Here is a 20,139-nt window from a genome sequence, read left to right as displayed (position 1 = left end):
CAACCGGAAAAAATGGCCAAAATTGAAATGCCTGCCTACTCGACGGTGACCGATTTGGCCAAGTTACGCGGCTTATCGACGTCCGTACCCTTGACCAGCGCGACGTGGTAGGACAGCAGTTGTAGCGGAATGACGTGGAGGATTGGCGACAGTTCGCCGTAGTGCTCTGGCAGGCGGAGGATGTGCACCCCTTCCGATTCCGGGATTTCAGAGTCGGCATCGGCGAAAACGTAGAGTTCGCCGCCCCGTGCCTGGACTTCCTTGAGATTCGATTTGAGCTTGTCGAGCAGTTGGTCGTTCGGAGCGACCGAAATGACCGGCATGTTGGCATCGACCAAAGCCAGTGGGCCGTGCTTCAACTCGCCGGCCGGATAGGCTTCGGCGTGGATGTAGGAAATTTCCTTGAGCTTGAGGGCGCCTTCCATGGCGATCGGATAGTGCCGACCGCGCCCGAGGAAAAGGGCGTGATGCTTGTCGGCAAAACGCTGGGCCCAGGCTTTGATCTCGTCTTCGAGCTCGAGCACCTTGTTGACGGCGACCGGCAGGTGGCGCAGTTGGTGAATGTAGGTCGCTTCCTGTTCTTCGCTCAGGCGACCCTTGACCTTGGCGGCAACCAGCGTCAGCAGGAACAGTGCGGCGAGTTGGGTGGTGAAGGCCTTGGTCGAGGCGACGCCGATTTCCGGACCGGCGCGGGTGATGAAGCGCAGGGCGCATTCACGGACGATGGCCGACTCCGGCACGTTGCAGATGGCCAGTGTCTTGCTCTGGCCGAGCGATTTGGCGTGGCGCAGGGCGGCCAGCGTGTCGGCCGTTTCGCCGGATTGGGAAATGGCGACGATGAGCTGGCGCGGGTTGGGTACCGAGACGCGGTAGCGGTATTCGCTGGCGATTTCGACAGCGCACGGTACGCCGGCGATGCGCTCCAGCCAATAGCGGGCGGTGAAGCCGGAATGGCTGCTGGTGCCGCAGGCGAGAATGAGGATCGAGTCGACATCGGCCAGCAAGTTGCCGGCTTCGGCGCCGAAAATGCCGGGCTGGATGGTTTTGCTGCCGCCGACGATTTCCAGCGTATTGGCCAGTGCTTCGGGCTGCTCGAAGATTTCCTTCTGCATGTAGTGCTGGTAGTTGCCGAGCTCTACGGCGGCGGCCGACAGCTGGGAAACATGCACCGGACGCTGGACCGGTGTGCCGTCGAGGCGGGTGATCCTGACGTTGCTGGCGGTCAACTCGGCAATATCGCCGTTTTCCAGATAGACCATGTTGCGCGTCACTTGCAGCAGGGCCGAGGCATCGGAGGCGGCGTAGTTGCCGGTATCGGAAACACCGAGCAGCAGCGGCGAGCCTTCGCGGGCGACGATGACCTTGCCGGGCTGATTGTGGTCGATGACGGCGATGGCGTAGGCACCCACCAGACGTTGGCAGGCGAGCTGCACAGCCTTGAGCAGATCCGGCTCCGTCTTCAGCGTGGCCTGCACGAGGTGGGCGATGCTTTCGGTGTCGGTGTCGGAGGTGAACACGTAGCCTTGGGCGGTCAGCTCGCTGCGCAGGGATTCGTAGTTTTCGATGATGCCGTTGTGCACGACGGCGATGCTGCCGGAAACGTGCGGGTGGGCGTTGCGTTCGCAGGGCACGCCGTGGGTCGCCCAACGGGTGTGGGCGATGCCGGTGATGGCCAGGGTGTTGGCCGAGGCAGTTTCCAGTTCGGCAACGCGGCCGACCGAGCGGACGCGCTCGATGCTGTTGCCGGCGATGACGGCCAGTCCGGCCGAGTCATAGCCTCGGTATTCGAGCTTCTTCAGACCTTCGACGAGGACCGGAACGATATTCTTGTCGGCTGCTGCCGCGACGATGCCACACATAGCTGATCCTTAAACCTGGTAGTAATCGCGATACCACGCGATGAAGCGATTGACGCCTTCCTGGACCGGCGTGCCCGGGACGAAGCCAACCCAGTCGTTGAGCAGATCGGTGTTGGCATAGGTGGCCGGAACATCCCCATCCTGCAAAGGCAGCAGACGCTTTTCAGCCTTCTGGCCGAGGGCGTTTTCGATAGCGCCGATGAAGTCGAGCAACTGCACCGGGTTGTTGTTGCCGATATTGAAGACGCGGTACGGCGCGTTGCTGGTCGCCGGGTCGGCGGAAATCGCATCATATTTCGGGTTGACCGCAGCATTCTTGTCGAGCACGCGGATGACGCCCTCGACGATGTCGTCGACGTAGGTGAAGTCGCGCTGCATGTTACCGAAATTGAAGACATCGATGGGGCGGCCTTCGAGGATGGCCTTGGTGAACAGGAAAAGCGCCATGTCCGGCCGGCCCCACGGGCCATAGACCGTGAAGAAGCGCAGGCCGGTGGTCGGCAGGCCGTAGAGGTGGCTGTAGGTGTGCGCCATCAGCTCGTTGGCCTTCTTGGTCGCGGCGTACAGGCTGACCGGGTGATCGACACTGTCGTGCTCGGAGAACGGCATCCTGGTGTTGCCGCCGTAGACGCTCGAACTGGAGGCGTAAACCAGGTGCTGCACTTTGTTGTGCCGGCAGCCTTCGAGAATGTGGGTGAAGCCGACGATATTGCTGTCGATGTAGGCGTGCGGATTTTGCAGCGAGTAGCGAACGCCGGCCTGGGCGGCCAGGTGGATGACCTTGTCGAACTTCTCGTCGGCGAAGAGTTTGTCCATGCTGGTGCGGTCGGCCACGTCGAGCTTGACGAAGCGGAAGTTCGGGTGCGAGGTCAGGCGCTTGAGACGGTTTTCCTTGAGCGAGACTTCATAGTAATCGTTCAGGTTGTCGAGACCGACCACCTCGTCGCCGCGCGCCAGCAGGCGCAGTGAGGCGGTTGAACCGATGAATCCGGCGGCGCCGGTAACAAGAATTTTCACGGAATTGCCCAGAAGAAAAGTTGCTCGATTTTATCGCAGTGCAGCATCGAATTTATGACGCTGGTGCATATTCAGCCGGAAGCGCGCAATCAAAGGCGGCTGAGGCGTGCCGGCATTTATAATTGCCGCTTCGAAAGTCGTGATTTTATCCGTCGATGCGCATTCTGATCGTGAAAACTTCCTCGCTCGGCGACGTTATCCATAACCTGCCGGTGGTCAGCGACATCCGGCGGTACTTTCCGGATGCGACGGTCGACTGGTGTGTGGAAGAAAACTTCGCTGCTATTCCGCGCCTGCATCCCGGGGTTGGCAAGATCATTCCGGTCGCTGTCCGGCGCTGGCGAAAAAATATTTTCAAGGCAGCCACCTGGCGGGAGATCGCCGAATTCAGGCGCGCCCTGCAGGCTGGGCCTTACGACGCGGTCGTTGATACCCAGGGCTTGCTCAAAAGCGCGTTGATGGCCCGTCAGGCCAATGGTCCGACCTTGGGCTATGACGCCAGTTCGGCCCGCGAGCCGATGGCAGCCCGATTCTACGACCGGAAATTCAGCGTTTCCCGCGAACTGCACGCCGTCGTTCGCAACCGTCGGCTGGCCGCTGCCGGGCTGGGTTATTCAGCCGATGGCGAGCCCGATTACGGTATCGAGGCGGTGCCGGTCGGTTTTGCCTGGCTGCCGCATCGGCCTTATGTCGTCTTCTTGACCGCGACCAGTCGCGACGACAAGTTGTGGCCGGAAGCGAACTGGTTGGCCTTGGGGCAACAACTGAACTCGCTTGGGATCAGCGCGGTTCTGCCCGGCGGCAGCCCGGTCGAGCGTGAACGGGCGAGTCGTCTGGTGGCGGGGATTCCCGGTGCCGTGGCGGCGCCGGCCATGAACATCGCCGATCTGGCCGCCCTGCTCGCTGGCGGCCGCGCTGCCGTCGGCGTCGATACCGGTTTGACTCATCTCGCCGTCGCCCTCAAGGTACCGACCGTCGCGCTCTACACGGCGACCGATCCCGGCCTGACCGGCGTTCTCGGCGTTGGCTTTCACCGCAATCTGGGCGGCAAGGAGCAGATTCCTTTGCCAGCTGCCGTCCTCGCCGAATTGCAGTCGGCGCTGGCCTGATGGCGCGTTTTTTCTATTCGCTGCTGCTTTACCTGATCACGCCGCTGATCTGGCTCCGCCTGCTCTGGCGCAGCCGCAAGCAACCGGAATATCGCCAGCATCTCGGCGAGCGCTACGGTTTTTATCGCCAGCCAGTGCCGGCCAAGCTGATCTGGGTGCACGCCGTCTCGGTCGGCGAAACCCGCGCTGCCCAGCCGCTGATCGAAGGACTGCAGGCGCGCTGGCCGGAACATCGCATCCTGCTCACCGGCATGACGCCGACCGGCCGCGACGCCGGGCAGCAGGTCTACGGCGACAAGGTCATTCAGGCCTACCTGCCCTACGATTATCCCGGTGCGGTCGACCGTTTCTTCCACCATTTTTCTCCGGCCTTCGGCGTGCTCATGGAAACCGAAATCTGGCCTAATCTGCTGGCTGCCGGGAAGCGCCGCAAAGTGCCGATTTTTCTCGCCAACGCGCGTCTTTCGGTGCGCTCAGCCCGCGGTTACGGGCGATTTTCGGCGCTGGCCGGACCGGCGTTTTCGGCGCTGGCCGGTGTCGCTGCGCAAACAGCGGGTGACGCCGAACGGATCGCCGAATTGGGTGCGACCGCCGTCGAGGTCTGCGGCAATCTCAAATTCGATGTCACTCCGCCCGCTGACAAACTCGCCCTCGGCCACGAATGGCGGGCGGCGATTGGCCAGCGGCCGGTCTGGCTAGCGGCCAGCACACGCGAAGGCGAGGAGCCGCTAGTGCTCGATGCGTGGCGCAAGGTTGCCATTCCCGACGCCTTGCTTGTGCTGGTGCCGCGCCATCCGCAGCGTTTCAACGAAGTGGCCGCTTTGCTCGAGCAGCAGGGGCTGCGCAGCGTTCGGCGCAGCGTGGCCCTGCCGGCGGCCGACACGCAGGTCTGGCTCGGCGACAGCATGGGCGAGATGGCGGCCTATTTCACGCTGGCCGATCTGGCTTTCATCGGTGGCAGTTTGCTGCCGCTGGGCGGGCAGAACCTCATCGAGGCGGCGGCTTGCGATTGTCCGGTCGTTGTCGGGCCGCACACTTTCAATTTCAAGCAGGCGACCGAGGATGCCATCGCGGCCGGTGCCGCGCTACGCGTCGATAGCCCGGAAATGCTCGCTGCTACGGTCAACCGGATTTTTGGCCAAAAAATGAAATTGGCCGAAATGCGCACAGCGGCGGGAACGTTCGCCCGCGCCCATCAGGGCGCGGCTCAGCGGATGCTGGCGCTTATAGCGCGCTGGACGGATCGAGCAGGGCGTTGATCTGGGCGACGTCTTCCTCGCCCAAGGAACCGGTTGCCGCCTTCAAGCGTAGTTGTGCCAGCAGCGTGTCGAGCGTTGCCCTGGCCAGATCGCGGCGAGTAACGTAAACCTGATTTTCGGCGTTCAGTACGTCGATATTGATGCGCACGCCGACTTCATAGCCGAGTTTGTTCGATTCGAGGGCTGACTGGGAGGAGACCAACGCGGCCTTCAAGGCCTTGACCTGAGCCAGTCCATTGGTTACACCTAAATAATATTGGCGCGCCGACAGTGCAGCGCCACGGCGCGCGGCCTCAAGGCCGGACTGCGCCGCCGTGCGGTTGGCAGCAGCCTCGCGCTGGCGGGAAACGGTCAGGCCGCCCTGGAACAGCGGAATATTGAGCTGCAGGCCGACATTGGTGTAATCGGTATCGGCCAGGCCGTAAGCCGCGGCAAAGGTTTTCGAGTGGCCCTGATTGGCGACCAGATCAAGCGTCGGGTAATGGCCGGCGCGTTGCTTGTCCACCTCGCGGGCGGCAATGTCGGCTGCAGCCTGCTGGACCTGCACGGTGATGCTGTCCTTTTCGGCGGCAGCGACCCACTGGCTCATGTCGCTCGGCTGCGGCATGGTCAGTTCGGCATCCTTGCGCGTGGTGGCCAGCGGGCCGGGTGTCTTGCCGATAATCGCCTGCAAGGCATGTTGCTTCACCTCGAAGTCGCTTTCGGCGGCAATCTCCTGTGCCGAAGCTAGATCGTAGCGGGCCTGAGCTTCATGCGAGTCGGTGATGGTCGCGGTGCCGACTTCGAAATTCTTCTTGGCGGATTCCAGTTGCTGGGCGATGGCCGTCTTGTTGGCGCGCACGGCCTTGAGGTTCTCTATGGCGTAGAGCGCGTCGAAATAGGCTTGCGCGACGCGCAGGATCAGATCCTGGCGAGCCTGCACGAAATTGGCCTCGGCCTGTGCTACCTGCATTTTCGACTGGTCGTACGACACCCAGTTCTGCCAGCGGAACAGGGGCTGTGACAGCGTCAGCTGGTATCCGTTGGAGTTGTATTGCGGCTTGGACAGGGTCGGGCCGTTGTGGGTCGAAATCTCGTTCTTGTTCCACACCGTGTTGCCCGACAGCGTCAGGCTGGGCATCAGGCCGGCCAAGCCCTGCGGCGCTTTTTCGCGGCCGGCATCAAGCGTTGCCCGAGCCGCGGCGAAGGTCGGGTCGTTGTCCTGCGCGTCGCGATAAACCTGGATGAGGTCTGCAGCAAACAGCGGCGAAGCCAACAACGGGGAGACGAGCAGCCAAGCGAGTTTTTTCATGCCTACCTCAATAACGACGCATGTTGGAATCGACTTCACCCGCCCAGGACTCGACGCCACCCATCAGGTTATAGACCGCCGCGTAGCCCTTGCGCTCGAGAAACATGGCGACCTGCATACTGCGACCGCCGTGGTGGCAGATGACAACGATGTCCTGCTCGGGGTTGATCTCGGCACACCGCATCGGCACCAGATGCATGGGGATGCACTGCGATCCGGCAATCTGGCAAAGCTCGATTTCCCATGGCTCGCGCACATCGAGCAGAACGGGGCTGGGCCGGCTCTCGTCGGCCAGCCATTCAGCCAGTTGTTGGGCGCGAACCTGTTGCATCAGAAGGAGAAGCTTTCCTTGGCCGCGAAGCCGTCGAGGGCGGGAATGACCGTCTCGAACAGGTTGACCGTGTTGTAGATGCCGTCAGCCGTGCAGGTGATCAGCTGGGCTTCCATGACCGGTGCTTCGCCGACGATCACGGCTAGACGGCCCCCGACGCGCAGCTGTTTGAGCAGGGCGTCAGGAACGGCGGGAAGGGAGCCGGAAACGACGATGGCGTCGTAAGGTCCGCGCTGGGACCAGCCGTTGGCGCCGTCGCCGAGTTCAATCGTGACGTTGGTGACGCCGGCTCGCTCGAGATTCTGCCTGGCCATCTCGACCAGCGCCGGGCGACATTCGACGGTGACGATGTGTTCGGCGCGGGCGGCCAGCAGGGCGGCCATATAGCCGCTGCCGGTGCCGATCTCAAGAACCTTGTCGGTTTTCTTGAGGCCCAGCTCTTGCAGCATCTTGGCTTCGATCTTCGGGGCTAGCATCATCTGGCCATCACCGAGCGGAATTTCCATGTCGGCAAAAGCCAGGTTGCGATAGGCCGGCGGGGCGAAATCTTCGCGCTTGACGACGAAAAGAAGGTCGAGAACCTGCGGATCCAGAACATCCCAGGGACGGATCTGCTGTTCGATCATATTGAAGCGCGCTTGCTCGATGTTCATGGGTGGGTCTCCGCAGACTGAATATTAGCATGAGCTAATATATTGATTCCGACAAATTAAAATTATACCTGACTCTTTTTTTTCGGCTGGCGCAAACCCTGGCGCAGCAGGTCCATGTGGATGCGCAAATAGGTCTGCGGATCGCTCTCGCAGCTCTGACAGCAGTTCATCGAAAAGCGCCAGATCAGCAGCATCAAAATGGGGGCGATAACCACGTCGACGGTGGTTTCGACGTCCATGGTACGGAATTCGCCGCTGTCCATGCCGCGGCGCAGGGCGCTGGCAACCAGTGCGCGGCCACGGCTGATGACGTTTTCGTAATAAAAACGAGCCAATTCGGGAAAGTTACGTGCTTCGGCCACGATAAGCTTGGGGATGCCGGCAAAAGCGGTCTGGCCAATTTTTGTCCACCAGTTTTGGAGCAGAAGCTCCAGCAATTCGAAACTGCACCCGCTATGTTTGGCCGCGATCGCCTCGTTTTCGGCAATGACCGGAATGATCCCTTCCTGAATCACCGCCTTGAACAGCGCATCCTTGTTCTCGTAATAAAGATACAACGTCCCTTTTGAGACGCCGGCGCGTGCGGCGACGTCTTCCAGACGGGTCGCGGTGAAGCCTTTTTCAACGAACAAATGAAGCGCGGCCTCGAGTAGCTCGGAGGGGCGGGCTTCCTTGCGGCGCTTGCGGGGGGCGGGGGTGGCGGACATTGGTAACTTAATGACTTTTCGGTCATTAAGTTACCATCGCGGCTGCCGGCCGGTCAACGGCCTTCCTTGATCAGACGGCCGCCGGAGGGCTGGATGGGCCGGGCGTTGTTTTTGTAGAGCCGGCTGAAGATATTGATCTGGTCAGCCGAAACCTGTACGGGCTGCTTCATGACCAGCCACAGCACGCCTTCAGAGCACGGTGGCGTGGTTAGCGAGCCCATGTAGGTGTAGTAATTGCGTGAGGCCGGGAGCAGGGCGTTGAGGTTGATGGCGGTTTCCGGCGGGGCGACCGGCAGGTTTTTTTCCAGCGGCAGGTTGTTCCATAAGGTCTGGATGAACGGGTTCTCCGTGCCGCGTTCGAGCAGCACGGCGACGACGGCGAGCTGGCCATCGTCGGCTTTGTGCACGAGGTGGGCGACCATGTCGAAACGCTGGCCGTTTACTTTTTCTTCCGACGGCCGATGGAAATGAAACTGGACCAGTTCGTAGGTCTTGCCGGTCAGGGAGATCGAGCTTTCGCCGACTTCGACCTGAACGGTGTGGCCGTTGTCGATGATGCGGAAAGTGGACGGCTGGTAATTGAACTTGATCGGCTCCAGATCGACCTTGATGCCATCCTTGATGTCAATCGGTGATTGCCGCTGGCCGATGGCACACACCTTGTTGTCCTGGTCGATTTTCGACCAGTTTTCGGGGCCGCCGACACCTTCGTAATCCCAGTGGATCTGTGCGTGCTGGATAACCGGTTCGCTGTGGGCCAGTTCCAGCATGTAGCCTTCGGGATGGGCGCTCTGAGGTTTGGGCGCTTTTTTCGGCTTGGGTGTTGGGGCTTGGCTGGTGTGAACGATGACGGTTGCTGATTTTGGCGCAGCGACCTTGGCCGGCGCGGGTGCCGGTGGTGGCGCGGGAGGTGCCGCTTCCTTGGCGCTTTCCATGGCCGCCTTGAGGTTCGGCCGGATCGACGGAATCGCGCTTTCCTTCAGCGGAGCCGCGCCATGAGGGGCGTCGCTGGCTTTCACGGCCTCCGGCTTTTCGGCCTTGGCCATTTCCTTCTTGAGCATCGCCTCGTTGGCGGCTTTCAGCTGGCCGGCTGCCTCATTGGCCTTCTGGGCAATCTCGGCGGCGCCCTCCTTGGGCGGGCGACAGACTTCACGCAACACCTTGTCGTCCAGTGTGCCGGTGCGCACCGGCAGGTCGGCGCCTTTGATGTTTTCTTCACGGACAATGTCATTTTCATTCTTCTTGAAAACGCGCTTGATCGTGTTGGCGCTGCGTGTCGTGCAGTCATAGCGGGTGAATGCCTCGATGACGCGGTAGGGGGCGCCGGTACGGCCATCCACCAGTTCCTTTTCGAGGACGACGCGACCTTGCGCCTCAACGATGTTGCCATCGCGTTTCAGGCTCGTGCGGTTGAGTTCGATGCGCTTGCCCGGTTCGGCTGAAATGGTTTGCCAGGCGGGCGCGGCGGCAGCACCGAAAGGCAGGGCGACCAGCAGACTGGCGATCATCAGTAGGCGCATGGTGGTTCCCCCGTTTTCTCTATGGATTATGGCGCTTGTCGACGATATTTCGGCTGGTTTCGAGAATTCTTGAGCGCATTTTGTCATTCCTTGCATTTTGCCTGTATTTCCAGTAACTTGCAGCCTCTCGTTAGGGGTGCCCGACTGGATTCGGGCTGAGAATCACCCTTCGAACCTGACCGGGTCATGCCGTCGTAGGGAAACGAACTTTGTTGCTCCTTGCCCGTCTTACCCCGCTGCATCCACGCAAGGAATAACCATGAACGCCACCGAACAGTTTCTCGCCGCCAACGCCCACGTTGACGCGGCCGCAGTCCAGCCGCTGCCCAATTCCCGCAAGGTTTACATCAACGGCTCGCGTCCCGACATTCGCGTCCCGATGCGCGAAATCTCGCAGGACGACACGCCAACCGCCTTCGGTGGCGAAAAGAATCCGCCGATCTACGTTTACGACTGCTCCGGCCCCTATTCCGACCCGGCCGCCAAGATTGACATCCGCTCCGGCCTGCCCGCCCTGCGCGCCCAGTGGATTGCCGAGCGCGGCGATGTTGAAGAGCTGCCCGACCTGAGTTCCGAATTCGGCCGCAAGCGCGCCACCGACCCGTCGCTCGATGAACTGCGCTTCCCCGGCCTGCACCGCAAGCCGCTGCGCGCCAAGGCCGGCGCCAATGTCTCGCAGATGCACTACGCCCGCCAGGGCCTCATCACGCCGGAGATGGAATACGTCGCCATCCGCGAAAACAACAATCGCCGCGCCTACATGGAGTCGCTACGGTCAACCGGAAAAATGGGCGAAAGAATGGCCGCCCTGCTCGGTCGCCAGCACCCCGGCCAGAACTTCGGCGCCAGCATCCCGGAAGAAATCACCCCGGAATTCGTGCGGAGCGAAATCGCCCGTGGCCGCGCCATCATCCCCAACAACATCAACCACCCGGAAAGCGAGCCGATGATCATCGGCCGCAACTTCCTCACCAAGATCAACGCCAACATCGGCAACTCGGCGCTCGGCTCCAGCATTCAGGAAGAAGTCGAGAAAATGACCTGGTCGATCCGCTGGGGCGGCGACACCGTGATGGACCTGTCCACCGGCAAGAACATTCACGAAACCCGCGAATGGATCATCCGCAACAGCCCGGTCGCCATCGGCACGGTGCCGATCTATCAGGCGCTGGAAAAGGTCAACGGCAAGGCCGAAGACCTGACCTGGGAAATCTTCCGCGACACGCTGATCGAACAGGCCGAACAGGGCGTCGACTACTTCACCATCCACGCCGGCGTGCTGCTCCGTTACGTGCCGCTGACCGCCAGCCGGATGACCGGCATCGTCTCGCGCGGCGGCTCGATCATGGCCAAGTGGTGTCTGGCGCACCACAAGGAAAGCTTCCTCTACACGCACTTCGAGGAAATCTGCGAAATCATGAAGGCCTACGACGTCGCCTTCAGCCTCGGTGACGGCCTGCGTCCCGGCTCGATCTACGACGCCAACGACGAAGCCCAGCTCGGCGAACTCAAGACCCTCGGCGAACTGACCCAGATCGCCTGGAAGCACGACGTGCAAGTCATGATCGAAGGCCCCGGCCATGTGCCCATGCACATGATCAAGGAGAACATGGATCTCCAGCTCGAATACTGCGACGAAGCCCCGTTCTACACGCTTGGCCCCCTGACCACCGACATTGCGCCGGGCTACGACCACATCACCAGCGGCATCGGCGCCGCCATGATCGGCTGGTATGGCACCGCCATGCTCTGCTACGTCACGCCGAAAGAACACCTCGGCCTGCCCGACAAGGACGACGTCAAGGTCGGCATCATCACCTACAAGCTCGCCGCCCACGCCGCCGACCTCGCCAAAGGCCACCCCGGCGCGCAGATCCGCGACAACGCGCTGTCCAAGGCGCGCTTCGAATTCCGCTGGGACGACCAGTTCAACCTCGGCCTCGATCCGGACAAGGCGCGCGAATTCCACGACGAAACCCTGCCCAAGGAATCCGCCAAGGTCGCCCACTTTTGCTCCATGTGCGGTCCGCACTTCTGCTCGATGAAGATCACGCAGGACGTGCGCGAATATGCGGCGGCTCAAGGCATCGCCGAGGCCGATGCGCTGGAAAAGGGGATGGAGGTCAAATCCATCGAGTTCATCAAGGCCGGCGCTGAGGTTTATAGCAAGGTCTGAGCTTCGCTAAGCGCCTCGTAGCAAAGGAAAGGTGGCTGAATCAGCCGCCTTTTTGCTTTTTGGGGAATGCTACGGTCAACCGGAAAAATCGGCCAATTTTGGAAAATATGGCCTCTGTGCCCGTAGTATTGTCGCTGGCGAAGTGTTGGCATAGTATGCCAACATGAAACTTTGTCGAAGGAGCCGCTCATGCCGACCCGAAATGTAGTCCTGACCGATCATCAAGCCAGTTTTGTCGAGCAATTGGTGACTACCGGCCGCTACCAGAATGCCAGCGAAGTATTGCGCGAAGGCTTGCGGCTGGTCGAGCGTCGCGAAGCGGAAGATGAAGTGCGCTTGGCCGCCTTGCGCGAAGCCGCCCGGATCGGCATCGCCGACATCGACGCTGGCGCTTACCGCAGCTTTGATTCCGCGGACGAACTAGGCCGGCATCTGGCCACGCTGGCCGCCGCAACGGTCGGCGCATAGTGGCCGGAACTTACTGGACGGTTCGCCTTTCAGCCGCCGCCGAGGCGGATTACCTGCAAATTCTGCGGTGGACTGTCGAGAACTTCGGTTCGGCGCAGGCGCGGGTTTATGCCGAAACACTCGCCTCCGCGCTCAAAACGCTAGCCGCCGGCCCAGACATCCTTGGCGTCAAGGAGCGCCCCGAAATCGGCGGCAACATCCGGACGCTCCACGTTGCTCGCAACGGACGCAAAGGCCGGCACTTCATCATGTTCCGGGTGGGTGGCACCGAGGAGGAAAACCAGATCGACGTGCTTCGCCTCCTGCATGACAGCATGGATCTGGAACGGCATCTACCGCCAACGGAGAGCGGTTGAAAATTGGCCGTAAGCGGCGGTGTGACAAAAGAAAGGCGGCTGGATCAGCCGTCTTTTTGCTTATTGGTGATTGCTACGGTCAACCGGAAAAAACGGCCAAAATTGAAATTTGCCGTGACGTTCAGTCTTTGGCTTTGTTCGCAGTCAGAATTCGCTTGAGCGTGGTAATTCGACGCGCCAGACCAATTGGCGTCAGTGAGCGAGGTCCGCGTTTGATTCGGAATTCAATGGGCGCATCGAAGTGCGCGATTTCTGTCAGAAGAAAACAAATGCGATTGACGCGATGAAAGCCGGGGATGATCCACTGCTCTGTGCCTAATTCCCCGTCCACGACTGTCCAAACATGGTTTTCGTCGTGGTTAAAAGCTAGCTGCAAATCGTTGCCAAAAGTTTCAAGTCCATGCCCGCCCCAAATATCGAAGCGTGCCAACGGGTGCCTGAATGGGCGGAAATGCTCGTAGAAGACGTCCTCGTGAAAGACGGTGGTTTTTTGCATTCAGATATCCCAGTGCGGCGATAACTGTTCATTCCATGTATTCACCGATTTGAAACGCGCGATGAGTTCAGAAACCGTTCCCCAAGGCTCGCCGGAGAGGTCTTCCGCCTCTGCTTGACGTAGTTCGTGGAAGGTATGCCAGACGTGGTCATCTTCGGTGGGGCCGTCGCTGAACTGCCACAGCTCCGCATAGAGAGGTGGAATGCCAACTTGCTCGGCGATGAAAAACTCGCCGCTTTCAAGGCGGGCACGAAGTGGTTCGAGGTCTGTTTCAGTGGCGAGCCCTTCCAGCAGCAAACTACCCCAAGACTTGTAATTGCTTCCATCGCAATAGAGGTAGTCGAAGATGCTGAATTCTGTCATGGCTAGCTCGCCGAGCGATTATCCAGAAAGATTTCAGCTCGATGGCGCTGAAGAAAGGCTGCATCTGGAACAAAGCGCTCCGGAATCTCGATGGCGCGGCCTTCCAGTGGCGTTAGAACGGATCGAACGAAGGGTTCGTCGCGCTTACGCAGTTCTTCCGAAAGAACGATCTTCCAGTCGTCGCTCAACGTAATCAGCCCCTGATCGAACGCGCGGTCATGGATGGCCGAAAGGCAAAGGCCATTGCTTGGGTTCAGTCGGTTCGCTTTGTCCTTGCTCCACGGCACGATATGGCTGGCGATCAGCAGGCGTGGTTCGGAGAGGCCGGACATGCAGCAACGGCCTCGGTAGCTGGCGAGAACAGCGCGACGGAAAAAGTTTTGCTTGATGCGTTGCTCGGTAAAGACGCGGCGGGTTTCGCCGGTGAAATCGTAGGGAATCTCGAAGTCGTCGGTTTTTTCCTCTTCCTGACGGTCGACCGTAGGAATTAGGCCAAATTGCTCGCGGAGTTTCTCGCACTCAAGGGCCAAGCCTTCCCAGTCGGCGTGAAAGTCGGCCCAGATTTCGCGGTCGAGGTTTGATGCGCCATCAAGGCCTTTGCGGCCAGTGCTGGTAATCGCCGGATCAAGGCTGGCGAAATTGACTAGCTTCATGGCAACAGCCGATGGCGTGCGGCCGATCAGTTCAGCAAGCTGAATAATTTCCGGGTTGCGCGAATGTAGCTTGCCGAATGGAAGCTGGCAGTACAGGTGGAAAGCAAGTTTGAGTTGCTCACGGGTCCAGAGCCTAGATGCCATGCTGCCAGTACCTAAGAGTTGATGACGACTCGTTAAGTCTAACCTGGGTCGGTCGGGTTGGTATGCGAATGTTGTTACACCATTTACGTTCATTTACAGCCCGCTAACCCGCCTTAACCGTGCCGCGGGGGAGTATTCGTCCTGTCGTTGGGTACCCCTCGAAACTTGAAGTCAAAGGGCTGAATGTGAATTTTCCAAAATTGAGTTTGAAGCGGCTTCTGATTGCCGCTGCGATTTCGCTGGTGCTGCCGTTGGCTGCCCTGGGGGTTGGTCAGCGGGGTGATCGTTGCGGTGTCGGGCCGGCTACGGAATCGGAAAAGATGCCGCCGTATTTGCGCCAGTTGGATTTGAGTGAGGCGCAGCGCGACCGGGTTTTCGAGATCATGCACGGGCAGGCGCCGGCTAAGCGCGAGAAAGTGAAGGCGGCGCGTAATGCCGAGGAGTCGCTGCGTAAGCTGGTGTGGTCGACTGAATATACCGAGCCGAAGGCGCGCGCGTTGTCTGATGGTGCGGCCAGGGCGATGGCTGACCTGTCGCTGGCCCGGGCCAAGGCCGAGCGCCAGATTTATGAGGTGCTGACTGTCGAGCAGCGCAGCCAACTGGCCAAGCTGAAGGCCGCCGGCAAGGCGCCTATGGACGGGCGCGGTGGTGAGCGCCGTCCGCCTCCCGGCGATTAATCAAGGTTTTGGCTGCAGCTTGAAGGGCTGTTGCCACGTGATCTACCCCTTGCCCGCCGCGGCTCAATTTGTGGTCGCGGCGGGCCTTTTTACATCGTTTAACACCTGTGAAGATCGCAGGCGGTGAAAATATCCGGATGAATACCACGTCATTAATAAGGGCGCCGAATTGGCGCTTGTCGCTTGTTGTTTTGCTCGCCGTCGGCTCGCTGAGCGCCTGTTCCAGCCTGCCTTCGGTCGGGCCGGATTATCAGTTGCCCGAGTGGGCCATGCCGAGTCGTTGGCTGGCGGCCAAGGCGGGTGACTCTCGGTCAGAGGCAACGAATTCCACCGTTCCCACCGCTTCCACGGTCAACCGGAAAAACAGCCCGAATTCGCAAAGTGAGTGGTGGCGGCAATTGGGCGATCCGGCGCTCGATGAGCTGATCGCCACCGCTCAATCCGGCAGCCTCGACCTCAAGGCGGCGCAGGCCCGTTTGCGGCAGGCGCGGGCCAGTCGGGCGCAGGCGGTGAGCGGCTATTTTCCGCAAGTGTCGGCGTCGACTGGCGTTAGCCGGACGAAGAGCGCAACGGCAGTCAGCGCCCTGCCGACGCGCACGCTCTACGACGCCGGTTTCGACGCCAGTTGGGAGCTCGATCTTTTTGGTGCCACGCGTCGGGCGGTCGAGGCGGCGAGCGCCGATCTGGCAGCGAGCGAAGCCAGTCTGGAAAACGTCCGGGTTTCGCTGGTTGCCGAGGTGGCGCAGAACTATGTCGAGTTCCGCGCCTACCAGTTGCGTCTGACGATTGCCCGGGCCAATCTGGCCAGCCAGACCGAAACGGCGCAGATCACCGAATGGCGCGAGCAGGCCGGGCTGGCCAGTGGCGCCGACGTCGAGCAGGCGCGGACCAACCGCGAGCAAACGCGGGCCGGCATGCCGGATCTTGAGGTCGGGCTGGCGGCGGCGGAAAACCGCCTGACCACCTTGCTTGGCCGGCAACCCGGCGCCTTGCATGAACAATTGCTGGCCGCGCAGGCCCGGCCGGTGGCGCCGCCGACGGTCGCGACCGGCATCCCGGCCGATGTGCTCACCCAGCGGCCCGATTTGATCGTCGCCGAACGCACGCTGGCGGCGGAAACGGCGCGCATCGGCCAGAAGCAGGCGGCGCGCTTTCCCAGCCTGTCGCTGGGTGGCTCGTTCGGCTGGCAGGCTTACAGCCTCGGCGCGCTGGGTAGCAGCGACAGTCTGGTGCGCGCCCTGAGCGGCACGCTGGCGGCGACCTTGTTTGACGGCGGCAAGCTGCGCAGCGCCGTCGATTTGCAGACGGCGGTGCAGGAAGCGGCGCTGGCTGACTACGAAAGCGCCGTGCTGACGGCGCTGGAAGAGGTCGAAAACGCGCTGACCGCGCACGCGCAGGCCCGCGACCGGGTGATCGCCCGCGAAGCGGCGGCCGTTTCGGCGGGCAACGCGGCGACCTTGAGCCGACAGATGTACGAAGCCGGCCTCGCCGACTTCCAGAAAGTGCTGGAAACCCAGCGCACCCAATTGACGGCCGAGGATTCGCTGGCCACCGCCCAGTCGGCCGTGTTGACCACGCTGATCCAGCTCTACAAGGCGCTTGGCGGCGGCTGGCAGCCGGCCCCTGAAAGTGATCGAACATGACAAATAGTGCGGATACCTCGTCAGAGGCGCTCGTTGCGCTGCTCAGCCAGAACAAGCACGAGGATAGCGGCCGGCGATGGCGGCGGCTGATAGTCGGCGGCACTGCCGTCGTGGCTGTGCTGTGGCTGGTTGTGTCCGGCGGCAATGGTCAGCCGGCCGGGCAGTTCGCGACCGAGGAGGTGGTTTTCGGGAATCTGCTGGTTACCGCTTCGGCCAGCGGCACCTTGCAGCCGACCAAGTCGGTCGATGTCGGTTCCGAGCTTTCCGGCACTCTATCCAACGTGCTGGTGCAGGAAAACGATGTGGTCAAGAAAGGCCAGTTGCTGGCCCAGCTCGATACCGCCAAATTGAAGGACGCTGTTTCCAAATCGCAGGCGGCGGTGGCGGCGGCCGAGGCTTCGGTGGCGCTGGCGCAGGCGACAGTGGCCGAAACGACGGCGTCGCTGAATCGCATGCGGCAGGTCGCCGAACTTTCCGGCGGCAAGGTGCCGGCCAAGACCGAGCTGGAGACGGCCGATGCGGCGCGGCAACGGGCCATCGCCAGCCTGGCCAGCGCCCGGGCCGACGTGGTGCAGGCGCGGGCGACGGCGAAAACGGATGAAACCAATCTCGGCAAGGCGACCATCCGTTCGCCGGTCGATGGCGTCGTGCTGACCCGCAAGGTGGAGCCCGGCCAGACCGTGGTGGCAGCGATGACGACGCCGGTGCTTTTCGTGCTGGCCGAGGATCTGGCCAAGATGGAGTTGCAGGTCAAGGTCGATGAAGCCGATGTCGGCAATGTCAAAACCGGCCAGACGGCGAGTTTCACCGTGTCGGCCTGGCCGGGGCGCAAGTTTCCGGCGAGCATTCAGCGTGTCGGGCTGGGTTCGACGACGACCGATAACGTGGTGACGTACAAGACCATCCTGCGGGTCAATAACGATGATCTCGCGCTGCGCCCGGGGATGACGGCGACGGCTACCATCGTCACGGCGAGCCGTGAAAAGGTGCTGTTGGTGCCCAACGCGGCGTTGCGTTTCACGCCGCCGGGAGAGGGCGCGGCGGCGAAGGAGCGCGGCTTGGTCGCCCGCCTGATGCCCGGGCCGCCGCCGGAGGCACCGAAGAATCGCCCGGCGGCAGCCACGGGCAGCGGTGAAGGGCTGGTCTGGGTGCTGGTCGATAGCCAGCCGCAGGCAGTGGCGCTGAAAACCGGCGTCAGCAACGGGCGCCAGACCGAAGTGCTGGGCGGCGATTTGCCGGTGGATGCGGCGGTGATTTCCGACTATCAGGCGGCGAAAAAGTGAGTTGCTACGGTCAACCCGAAAAAATGGCCAAAATCGAAATGCCGGCGAGCTTGCTGTGAGCGCGCCCTTGATCGAACTGCGCGCCATCACCAAGACCTACGGTCAGGGACAGGCCGCGTTTCAGGCGCTGGGCGGCGTTGATCTGAGCATAGCGGCGGGTGAATTCGTGGCGGTCATGGGGCCGAGCGGTTCCGGCAAATCGACGGCGATGAATTTGCTCGGCTGCCTCGATACGCCGACCTCGGGCGAATACCGTTTTCAGGGCATCAACGTCGAGCAGCTCGACCGCAACCAGCGGGCGCTGCTGCGTCGGCAATGTCTCGGCTTCGTTTTCCAGGGGTTCAATTTGCTGGCGCGAACCTCGGCGCAGGAGAACGTCGAGCTCCCGCTGCTCTATCGCGGCGAACCGGCCGACGTGCGCCACACTGCGGCCCGCGCCGCCCTCGCCAAGGTCGGCCTCGACGGCTGGGAAACGCACACCCCGGCCGAGCTTTCCGGTGGCCAGCAGCAACGTGTCGCCATCGCCCGGGCCATCGTCACCAATCCGCTCGTGCTGCTCGCCGACGAGCCGACCGGCAACCTCGACAGCAAGCGCAGCCACGAGATCATGGAGCTGCTCGGGCGGCTGAACAGCGAACAGGGCATCACCATCATCATGGTCACCCACGAGCCGGATATGGCGCACTACGCGCGGCGCATCGTGCATTTTGTCGACGGCCTGGTGGACAGCGACAGCGCGACGGAGGCGGCATGATCCTGAACGCACTCCTGCTCGCCCTGCGCGAGATACGCCGCAACCTGCTGCGCTCCTTTCTGACCGTGCTCGGCATCGTCATCGGCGTCGGCGCGGTGATCACCATGGTGACGCTGGGCAACGGCGCCACGAAGATGGTTTCCGACCAGATTGCCAGCCTCGGCAGCAATCTGCTCATGGTCATGCCCGGCCAGCGCCTTGGCCCGGGGCGCGACAGTGCCGGCGCGGCGAAATTCAAGATCGCCGACATCGAGGCCATCCAGCAACAGGTCAATGGCCTCAAGGCCGTGGCGCCCGTCGTCGGCAGCCCCGTAACGCTGGTCGCCGGCACGCAGAACTGGTCGTCGACGGTGAGCGGCACGAGCAACGACTACTTCATCGCCGGCAACTGGAAAATCGCCGCCGGGCGTCAGTTCTCCGACGACGAAGAGCGCGCTGGCAAGGCCGTTTGCGTGATCGGCAATACCGTCAGGAAGGAGCTGTTCGGCGCCGGTAATCCGGTCGGCAGCAGCATCCGCGTCAAGACCTTCGACTGTGAGGTGATCGGCCTGCTCGTCGCCAAGGGCCAGGGCGGCATGGGCCAGGATCAGGACGACACGGTGCTGATGCCGCTGCGCACGACGCAACGCCGGCTGACCGGCTCGCTCGATATCGGCAATGTCATGGTCTCGCTCAAGGACGGCACCGACGCGACCGTCGCCATCGCCCAGCTGCGCAGCCTGCTGCGCGAACGGCGCAAGCTGGCCGAGAACGCCGACGACAATTTCAACGTGATGGACACCAAGCAGATCGCCGAAACGCTCTCCGGCACCATCGGCACGATGACCGCGCTGCTCGGTGCGGTGGCCGCCGTCAGCCTGCTCGTCGGCGGCATCGGTATCATGAACATCATGCTCGTGTCGGTCACCGAACGGACGCGGGAAATTGGCATCCGGCTGGCCATCGGGGCGCTGGAAAACGAGGTGCTTTGGCAATTCCTGATCGAAGCCGTGGTGCTCTCCGCCTTAGGTGGGCTGGTCGGCGTGGCGCTGGCCTTTGTCTCCTGCCTCGGACTGTCGTCGCTGATGCACATACCGTTTATGTTCAACCCGGCCATCAACCTGACGGCGTTTGGCTTCTCGGCAGCGATCGGGGTGATTTTCGGCTACGTGCCGGCGCGCCGGGCGGCGCAACTTGATCCGATCGAGGCGCTGCGGCATGAGTGAGGAATTTCAATTTTGGCCGTTTTTTCCGGTTGACCGTAGCAAGCGCGCTTTTCATCCGCTTACGCCATTTACTTTCATTTACAGCCCTGTCACCCACCTTTACAGGCTCTCGGGGGAGTATTCGTCCTGTCGCCAGGCCCGCTTGGGCCGGCTAATTTGAACAAGAGGATGAAGA

Annotated in this window: 20 protein-coding genes and 1 riboswitch; of the genes, 10 read left to right on the top strand and 10 right to left on the bottom strand. The window is 61.7% G+C overall.

The window, feature by feature from the left end:
* Window positions 1-35: 35 nt before the first annotated feature.
* Window positions 36-1,859 carry a glutamine--fructose-6-phosphate transaminase (isomerizing) gene (gene glmS / locus ADADOO_RS09045; RefSeq protein ID WP_511276879.1) on the bottom strand — a complete coding sequence of 608 codons (1,824 nt, stop codon included), beginning with the start codon at window positions 1,857-1,859 and terminating at the stop codon, window positions 36-38.
* A gap of 9 nt (window positions 1,860-1,868) precedes the next feature.
* Window positions 1,869-2,876, bottom strand: coding sequence for an NAD-dependent epimerase (locus tag ADADOO_RS09040; RefSeq protein WP_511276877.1), 1,008 nt, complete (start codon window positions 2,874-2,876; stop codon window positions 1,869-1,871).
* A 155-nt stretch (window positions 2,877-3,031) separates the two neighbouring features.
* On the opposite strand from ADADOO_RS09040, the gene waaC reads away from it, so the two are divergent.
* The gene (gene waaC, locus ADADOO_RS09035; protein ID WP_511276876.1) at window positions 3,032-3,985 is read left to right on the top strand and encodes a lipopolysaccharide heptosyltransferase I; all 954 of its coding nucleotides are present in this window, start codon (window positions 3,032-3,034) and stop codon (window positions 3,983-3,985) included.
* A complete protein-coding gene (gene waaA, locus ADADOO_RS09030; RefSeq protein WP_511276899.1) occupies window positions 3,982-5,244 on the top strand; it encodes a lipid IV(A) 3-deoxy-D-manno-octulosonic acid transferase in 1,263 nt (420 codons plus the stop codon). The genes waaC and waaA overlap by 4 nt, the downstream gene beginning before the upstream one ends.
* Here waaA and ADADOO_RS09025 read toward each other — a convergent pair.
* From ADADOO_RS09025 to ADADOO_RS09005, 5 genes are all read right to left on the bottom strand, one after another.
* A complete protein-coding gene (locus ADADOO_RS09025) occupies window positions 5,210-6,535 on the bottom strand; it encodes a TolC family outer membrane protein (RefSeq protein ID WP_511276875.1) in 1,326 nt (441 codons plus the stop codon). The genes waaA and ADADOO_RS09025 overlap by 35 nt on opposite strands.
* Window positions 6,536-6,542: 7 nt before the next feature.
* Window positions 6,543-6,866: a rhodanese-like domain-containing protein gene (locus ADADOO_RS09020; RefSeq protein ID WP_511276874.1), complete on the bottom strand. Its 324-nt coding sequence runs from the start codon at window positions 6,864-6,866 to the stop codon at window positions 6,543-6,545.
* Window positions 6,866-7,519, bottom strand: a complete 654-nt coding sequence (locus ADADOO_RS09015) for a protein-L-isoaspartate O-methyltransferase family protein (RefSeq protein WP_511276873.1) — start codon at window positions 7,517-7,519, stop codon at window positions 6,866-6,868. Before ADADOO_RS09015 ends, ADADOO_RS09020 begins: the two co-directional genes overlap by 1 nt.
* A 62-nt stretch (window positions 7,520-7,581) precedes the next feature.
* Window positions 7,582-8,226: a TetR/AcrR family transcriptional regulator gene (locus ADADOO_RS09010; protein WP_511276871.1), complete on the bottom strand. Its 645-nt coding sequence runs from the start codon at window positions 8,224-8,226 to the stop codon at window positions 7,582-7,584.
* 53 nt (window positions 8,227-8,279) lie between these two features.
* Entirely contained in the window at window positions 8,280-9,746 is a 1,467-nt protein-coding gene (locus tag ADADOO_RS09005) for a carbonic anhydrase (RefSeq protein ID WP_511276869.1), read from the bottom strand.
* 122 nt (window positions 9,747-9,868) lie between these two features.
* Window positions 9,869-9,964, top strand: a riboswitch (TPP riboswitch).
* A 41-nt stretch (window positions 9,965-10,005) separates the two neighbouring features.
* Here ADADOO_RS09005 and thiC point away from each other — a divergent pair.
* The 3 genes from thiC to ADADOO_RS08990 all read left to right on the top strand — a co-directional run bounded on the left by thiC (window position 10,006) and on the right by ADADOO_RS08990 (window position 12,746).
* On the top strand, window positions 10,006-11,922 hold the full coding sequence (gene thiC / locus ADADOO_RS09000) for a phosphomethylpyrimidine synthase ThiC (RefSeq protein WP_511276867.1): 1,917 nt from the start codon (window positions 10,006-10,008) through the stop codon (window positions 11,920-11,922).
* Window positions 11,923-12,111: 189 nt separating this feature from the next.
* Entirely contained in the window at window positions 12,112-12,390 is a 279-nt protein-coding gene (locus tag ADADOO_RS08995) for a type II toxin-antitoxin system ParD family antitoxin (protein WP_511276866.1), read from the top strand.
* Window positions 12,390-12,746: a type II toxin-antitoxin system RelE/ParE family toxin gene (locus tag ADADOO_RS08990; RefSeq protein WP_511276864.1), complete on the top strand. Its 357-nt coding sequence runs from the start codon at window positions 12,390-12,392 to the stop codon at window positions 12,744-12,746. Before ADADOO_RS08995 ends, ADADOO_RS08990 begins: the two co-directional genes overlap by 1 nt.
* A gap of 121 nt (window positions 12,747-12,867) precedes the next feature.
* Here ADADOO_RS08990 and ADADOO_RS08985 read toward each other — a convergent pair whose 3' ends face one another.
* From ADADOO_RS08985 to ADADOO_RS08975, 3 genes are read right to left on the bottom strand one after another with little or no spacing between them, the layout of a single operon-like run.
* Window positions 12,868-13,242 carry a hypothetical protein gene (locus ADADOO_RS08985; RefSeq protein WP_511276862.1) on the bottom strand — a complete coding sequence of 125 codons (375 nt, stop codon included), beginning with the start codon at window positions 13,240-13,242 and terminating at the stop codon, window positions 12,868-12,870.
* On the bottom strand, window positions 13,243-13,605 hold the full coding sequence (locus ADADOO_RS08980) for a hypothetical protein (protein ID WP_511276860.1): 363 nt from the start codon (window positions 13,603-13,605) through the stop codon (window positions 13,243-13,245). It lies immediately after the preceding gene.
* A gap of 2 nt (window positions 13,606-13,607) precedes the next feature.
* Entirely contained in the window at window positions 13,608-14,495 is an 888-nt protein-coding gene (locus ADADOO_RS08975; protein WP_511276859.1) for an HNH endonuclease, read from the bottom strand.
* A 227-nt stretch (window positions 14,496-14,722) separates the two neighbouring features.
* Here ADADOO_RS08975 and ADADOO_RS08970 point away from each other — a divergent pair, with 227 nt between their 5' ends.
* The 5 genes from ADADOO_RS08970 (at window position 14,723) to ADADOO_RS08950 (ending at window position 19,964) form a co-directional block, all read left to right on the top strand.
* Window positions 14,723-15,079: a Spy/CpxP family protein refolding chaperone gene (locus tag ADADOO_RS08970; RefSeq protein WP_511276858.1), complete on the top strand. Its 357-nt coding sequence runs from the start codon at window positions 14,723-14,725 to the stop codon at window positions 15,077-15,079.
* A 176-nt stretch (window positions 15,080-15,255) separates the two neighbouring features.
* Window positions 15,256-16,722 carry an efflux transporter outer membrane subunit gene (locus ADADOO_RS08965; RefSeq protein WP_511276856.1) on the top strand — a complete coding sequence of 489 codons (1,467 nt, stop codon included), beginning with the start codon at window positions 15,256-15,258 and terminating at the stop codon, window positions 16,720-16,722.
* A complete protein-coding gene (locus tag ADADOO_RS08960) occupies window positions 16,719-18,005 on the top strand; it encodes an efflux RND transporter periplasmic adaptor subunit (protein ID WP_511276854.1) in 1,287 nt (428 codons plus the stop codon). The genes ADADOO_RS08965 and ADADOO_RS08960 overlap by 4 nt, the downstream gene beginning before the upstream one ends.
* A gap of 55 nt (window positions 18,006-18,060) precedes the next feature.
* Window positions 18,061-18,759 carry an ABC transporter ATP-binding protein gene (locus tag ADADOO_RS08955; RefSeq protein WP_511276852.1) on the top strand — a complete coding sequence of 233 codons (699 nt, stop codon included), beginning with the start codon at window positions 18,061-18,063 and terminating at the stop codon, window positions 18,757-18,759.
* A complete protein-coding gene (locus ADADOO_RS08950) occupies window positions 18,756-19,964 on the top strand; it encodes an ABC transporter permease (protein WP_511276851.1) in 1,209 nt (402 codons plus the stop codon). The genes ADADOO_RS08955 and ADADOO_RS08950 overlap by 4 nt, the downstream gene beginning before the upstream one ends.
* Window positions 19,965-20,139: the final 175 nt, after the last annotated feature.

Origin of the sequence: Azonexus sp., assembly GCF_036170495.1 — a bacterium.
Classification (GTDB): domain Bacteria; phylum Pseudomonadota; class Gammaproteobacteria; order Burkholderiales; family Rhodocyclaceae; genus Azonexus.
The sequence above is the reverse complement of the archived record's forward strand: the minus strand, read 5'-3'. Positions and strand labels throughout refer to the sequence as shown.

What these genes read in the sequence shown, in the direction of transcription:
- glmS (WP_511276879.1), bottom strand. Translation starts at nt 1,859, where the DNA reads ATGTGTGGCATCGTCGCGGCAGCAGCCGACAAGAATATCGTTCCGGTC.
- waaC (WP_511276876.1), top strand. Translation starts at nt 3,032, where the DNA reads ATGCGCATTCTGATCGTGAAAACTTCCTCGCTCGGCGACGTTATCCAT.
- ADADOO_RS09025 (WP_511276875.1), bottom strand. Translation starts at nt 6,535, where the DNA reads ATGAAAAAACTCGCTTGGCTGCTCGTCTCCCCGTTGTTGGCTTCGCCG.
- ADADOO_RS09020 (WP_511276874.1), bottom strand. Translation starts at nt 6,866, where the DNA reads ATGCAACAGGTTCGCGCCCAACAACTGGCTGAATGGCTGGCCGACGAG.
- ADADOO_RS09015 (WP_511276873.1), bottom strand. Translation starts at nt 7,519, where the DNA reads ATGAACATCGAGCAAGCGCGCTTCAATATGATCGAACAGCAGATCCGT.
- ADADOO_RS09010 (WP_511276871.1), bottom strand. Translation starts at nt 8,226, where the DNA reads ATGTCCGCCACCCCCGCCCCCCGCAAGCGCCGCAAGGAAGCCCGCCCC.
- ADADOO_RS09005 (WP_511276869.1), bottom strand. Translation starts at nt 9,746, where the DNA reads ATGCGCCTACTGATGATCGCCAGTCTGCTGGTCGCCCTGCCTTTCGGT.
- thiC (WP_511276867.1), top strand. Translation starts at nt 10,006, where the DNA reads ATGAACGCCACCGAACAGTTTCTCGCCGCCAACGCCCACGTTGACGCG.
- ADADOO_RS08995 (WP_511276866.1), top strand. Translation starts at nt 12,112, where the DNA reads ATGCCGACCCGAAATGTAGTCCTGACCGATCATCAAGCCAGTTTTGTC.
- ADADOO_RS08985 (WP_511276862.1), bottom strand. Translation starts at nt 13,242, where the DNA reads ATGCAAAAAACCACCGTCTTTCACGAGGACGTCTTCTACGAGCATTTC.
- ADADOO_RS08980 (WP_511276860.1), bottom strand. Translation starts at nt 13,605, where the DNA reads ATGACAGAATTCAGCATCTTCGACTACCTCTATTGCGATGGAAGCAAT.
- ADADOO_RS08975 (WP_511276859.1), bottom strand. Translation starts at nt 14,495, where the DNA reads ATGAACGTAAATGGTGTAACAACATTCGCATACCAACCCGACCGACCC.
- ADADOO_RS08970 (WP_511276858.1), top strand. Translation starts at nt 14,723, where the DNA reads ATGCCGCCGTATTTGCGCCAGTTGGATTTGAGTGAGGCGCAGCGCGAC.
- ADADOO_RS08960 (WP_511276854.1), top strand. Translation starts at nt 16,719, where the DNA reads ATGACAAATAGTGCGGATACCTCGTCAGAGGCGCTCGTTGCGCTGCTC.
- ADADOO_RS08950 (WP_511276851.1), top strand. Translation starts at nt 18,756, where the DNA reads ATGATCCTGAACGCACTCCTGCTCGCCCTGCGCGAGATACGCCGCAAC.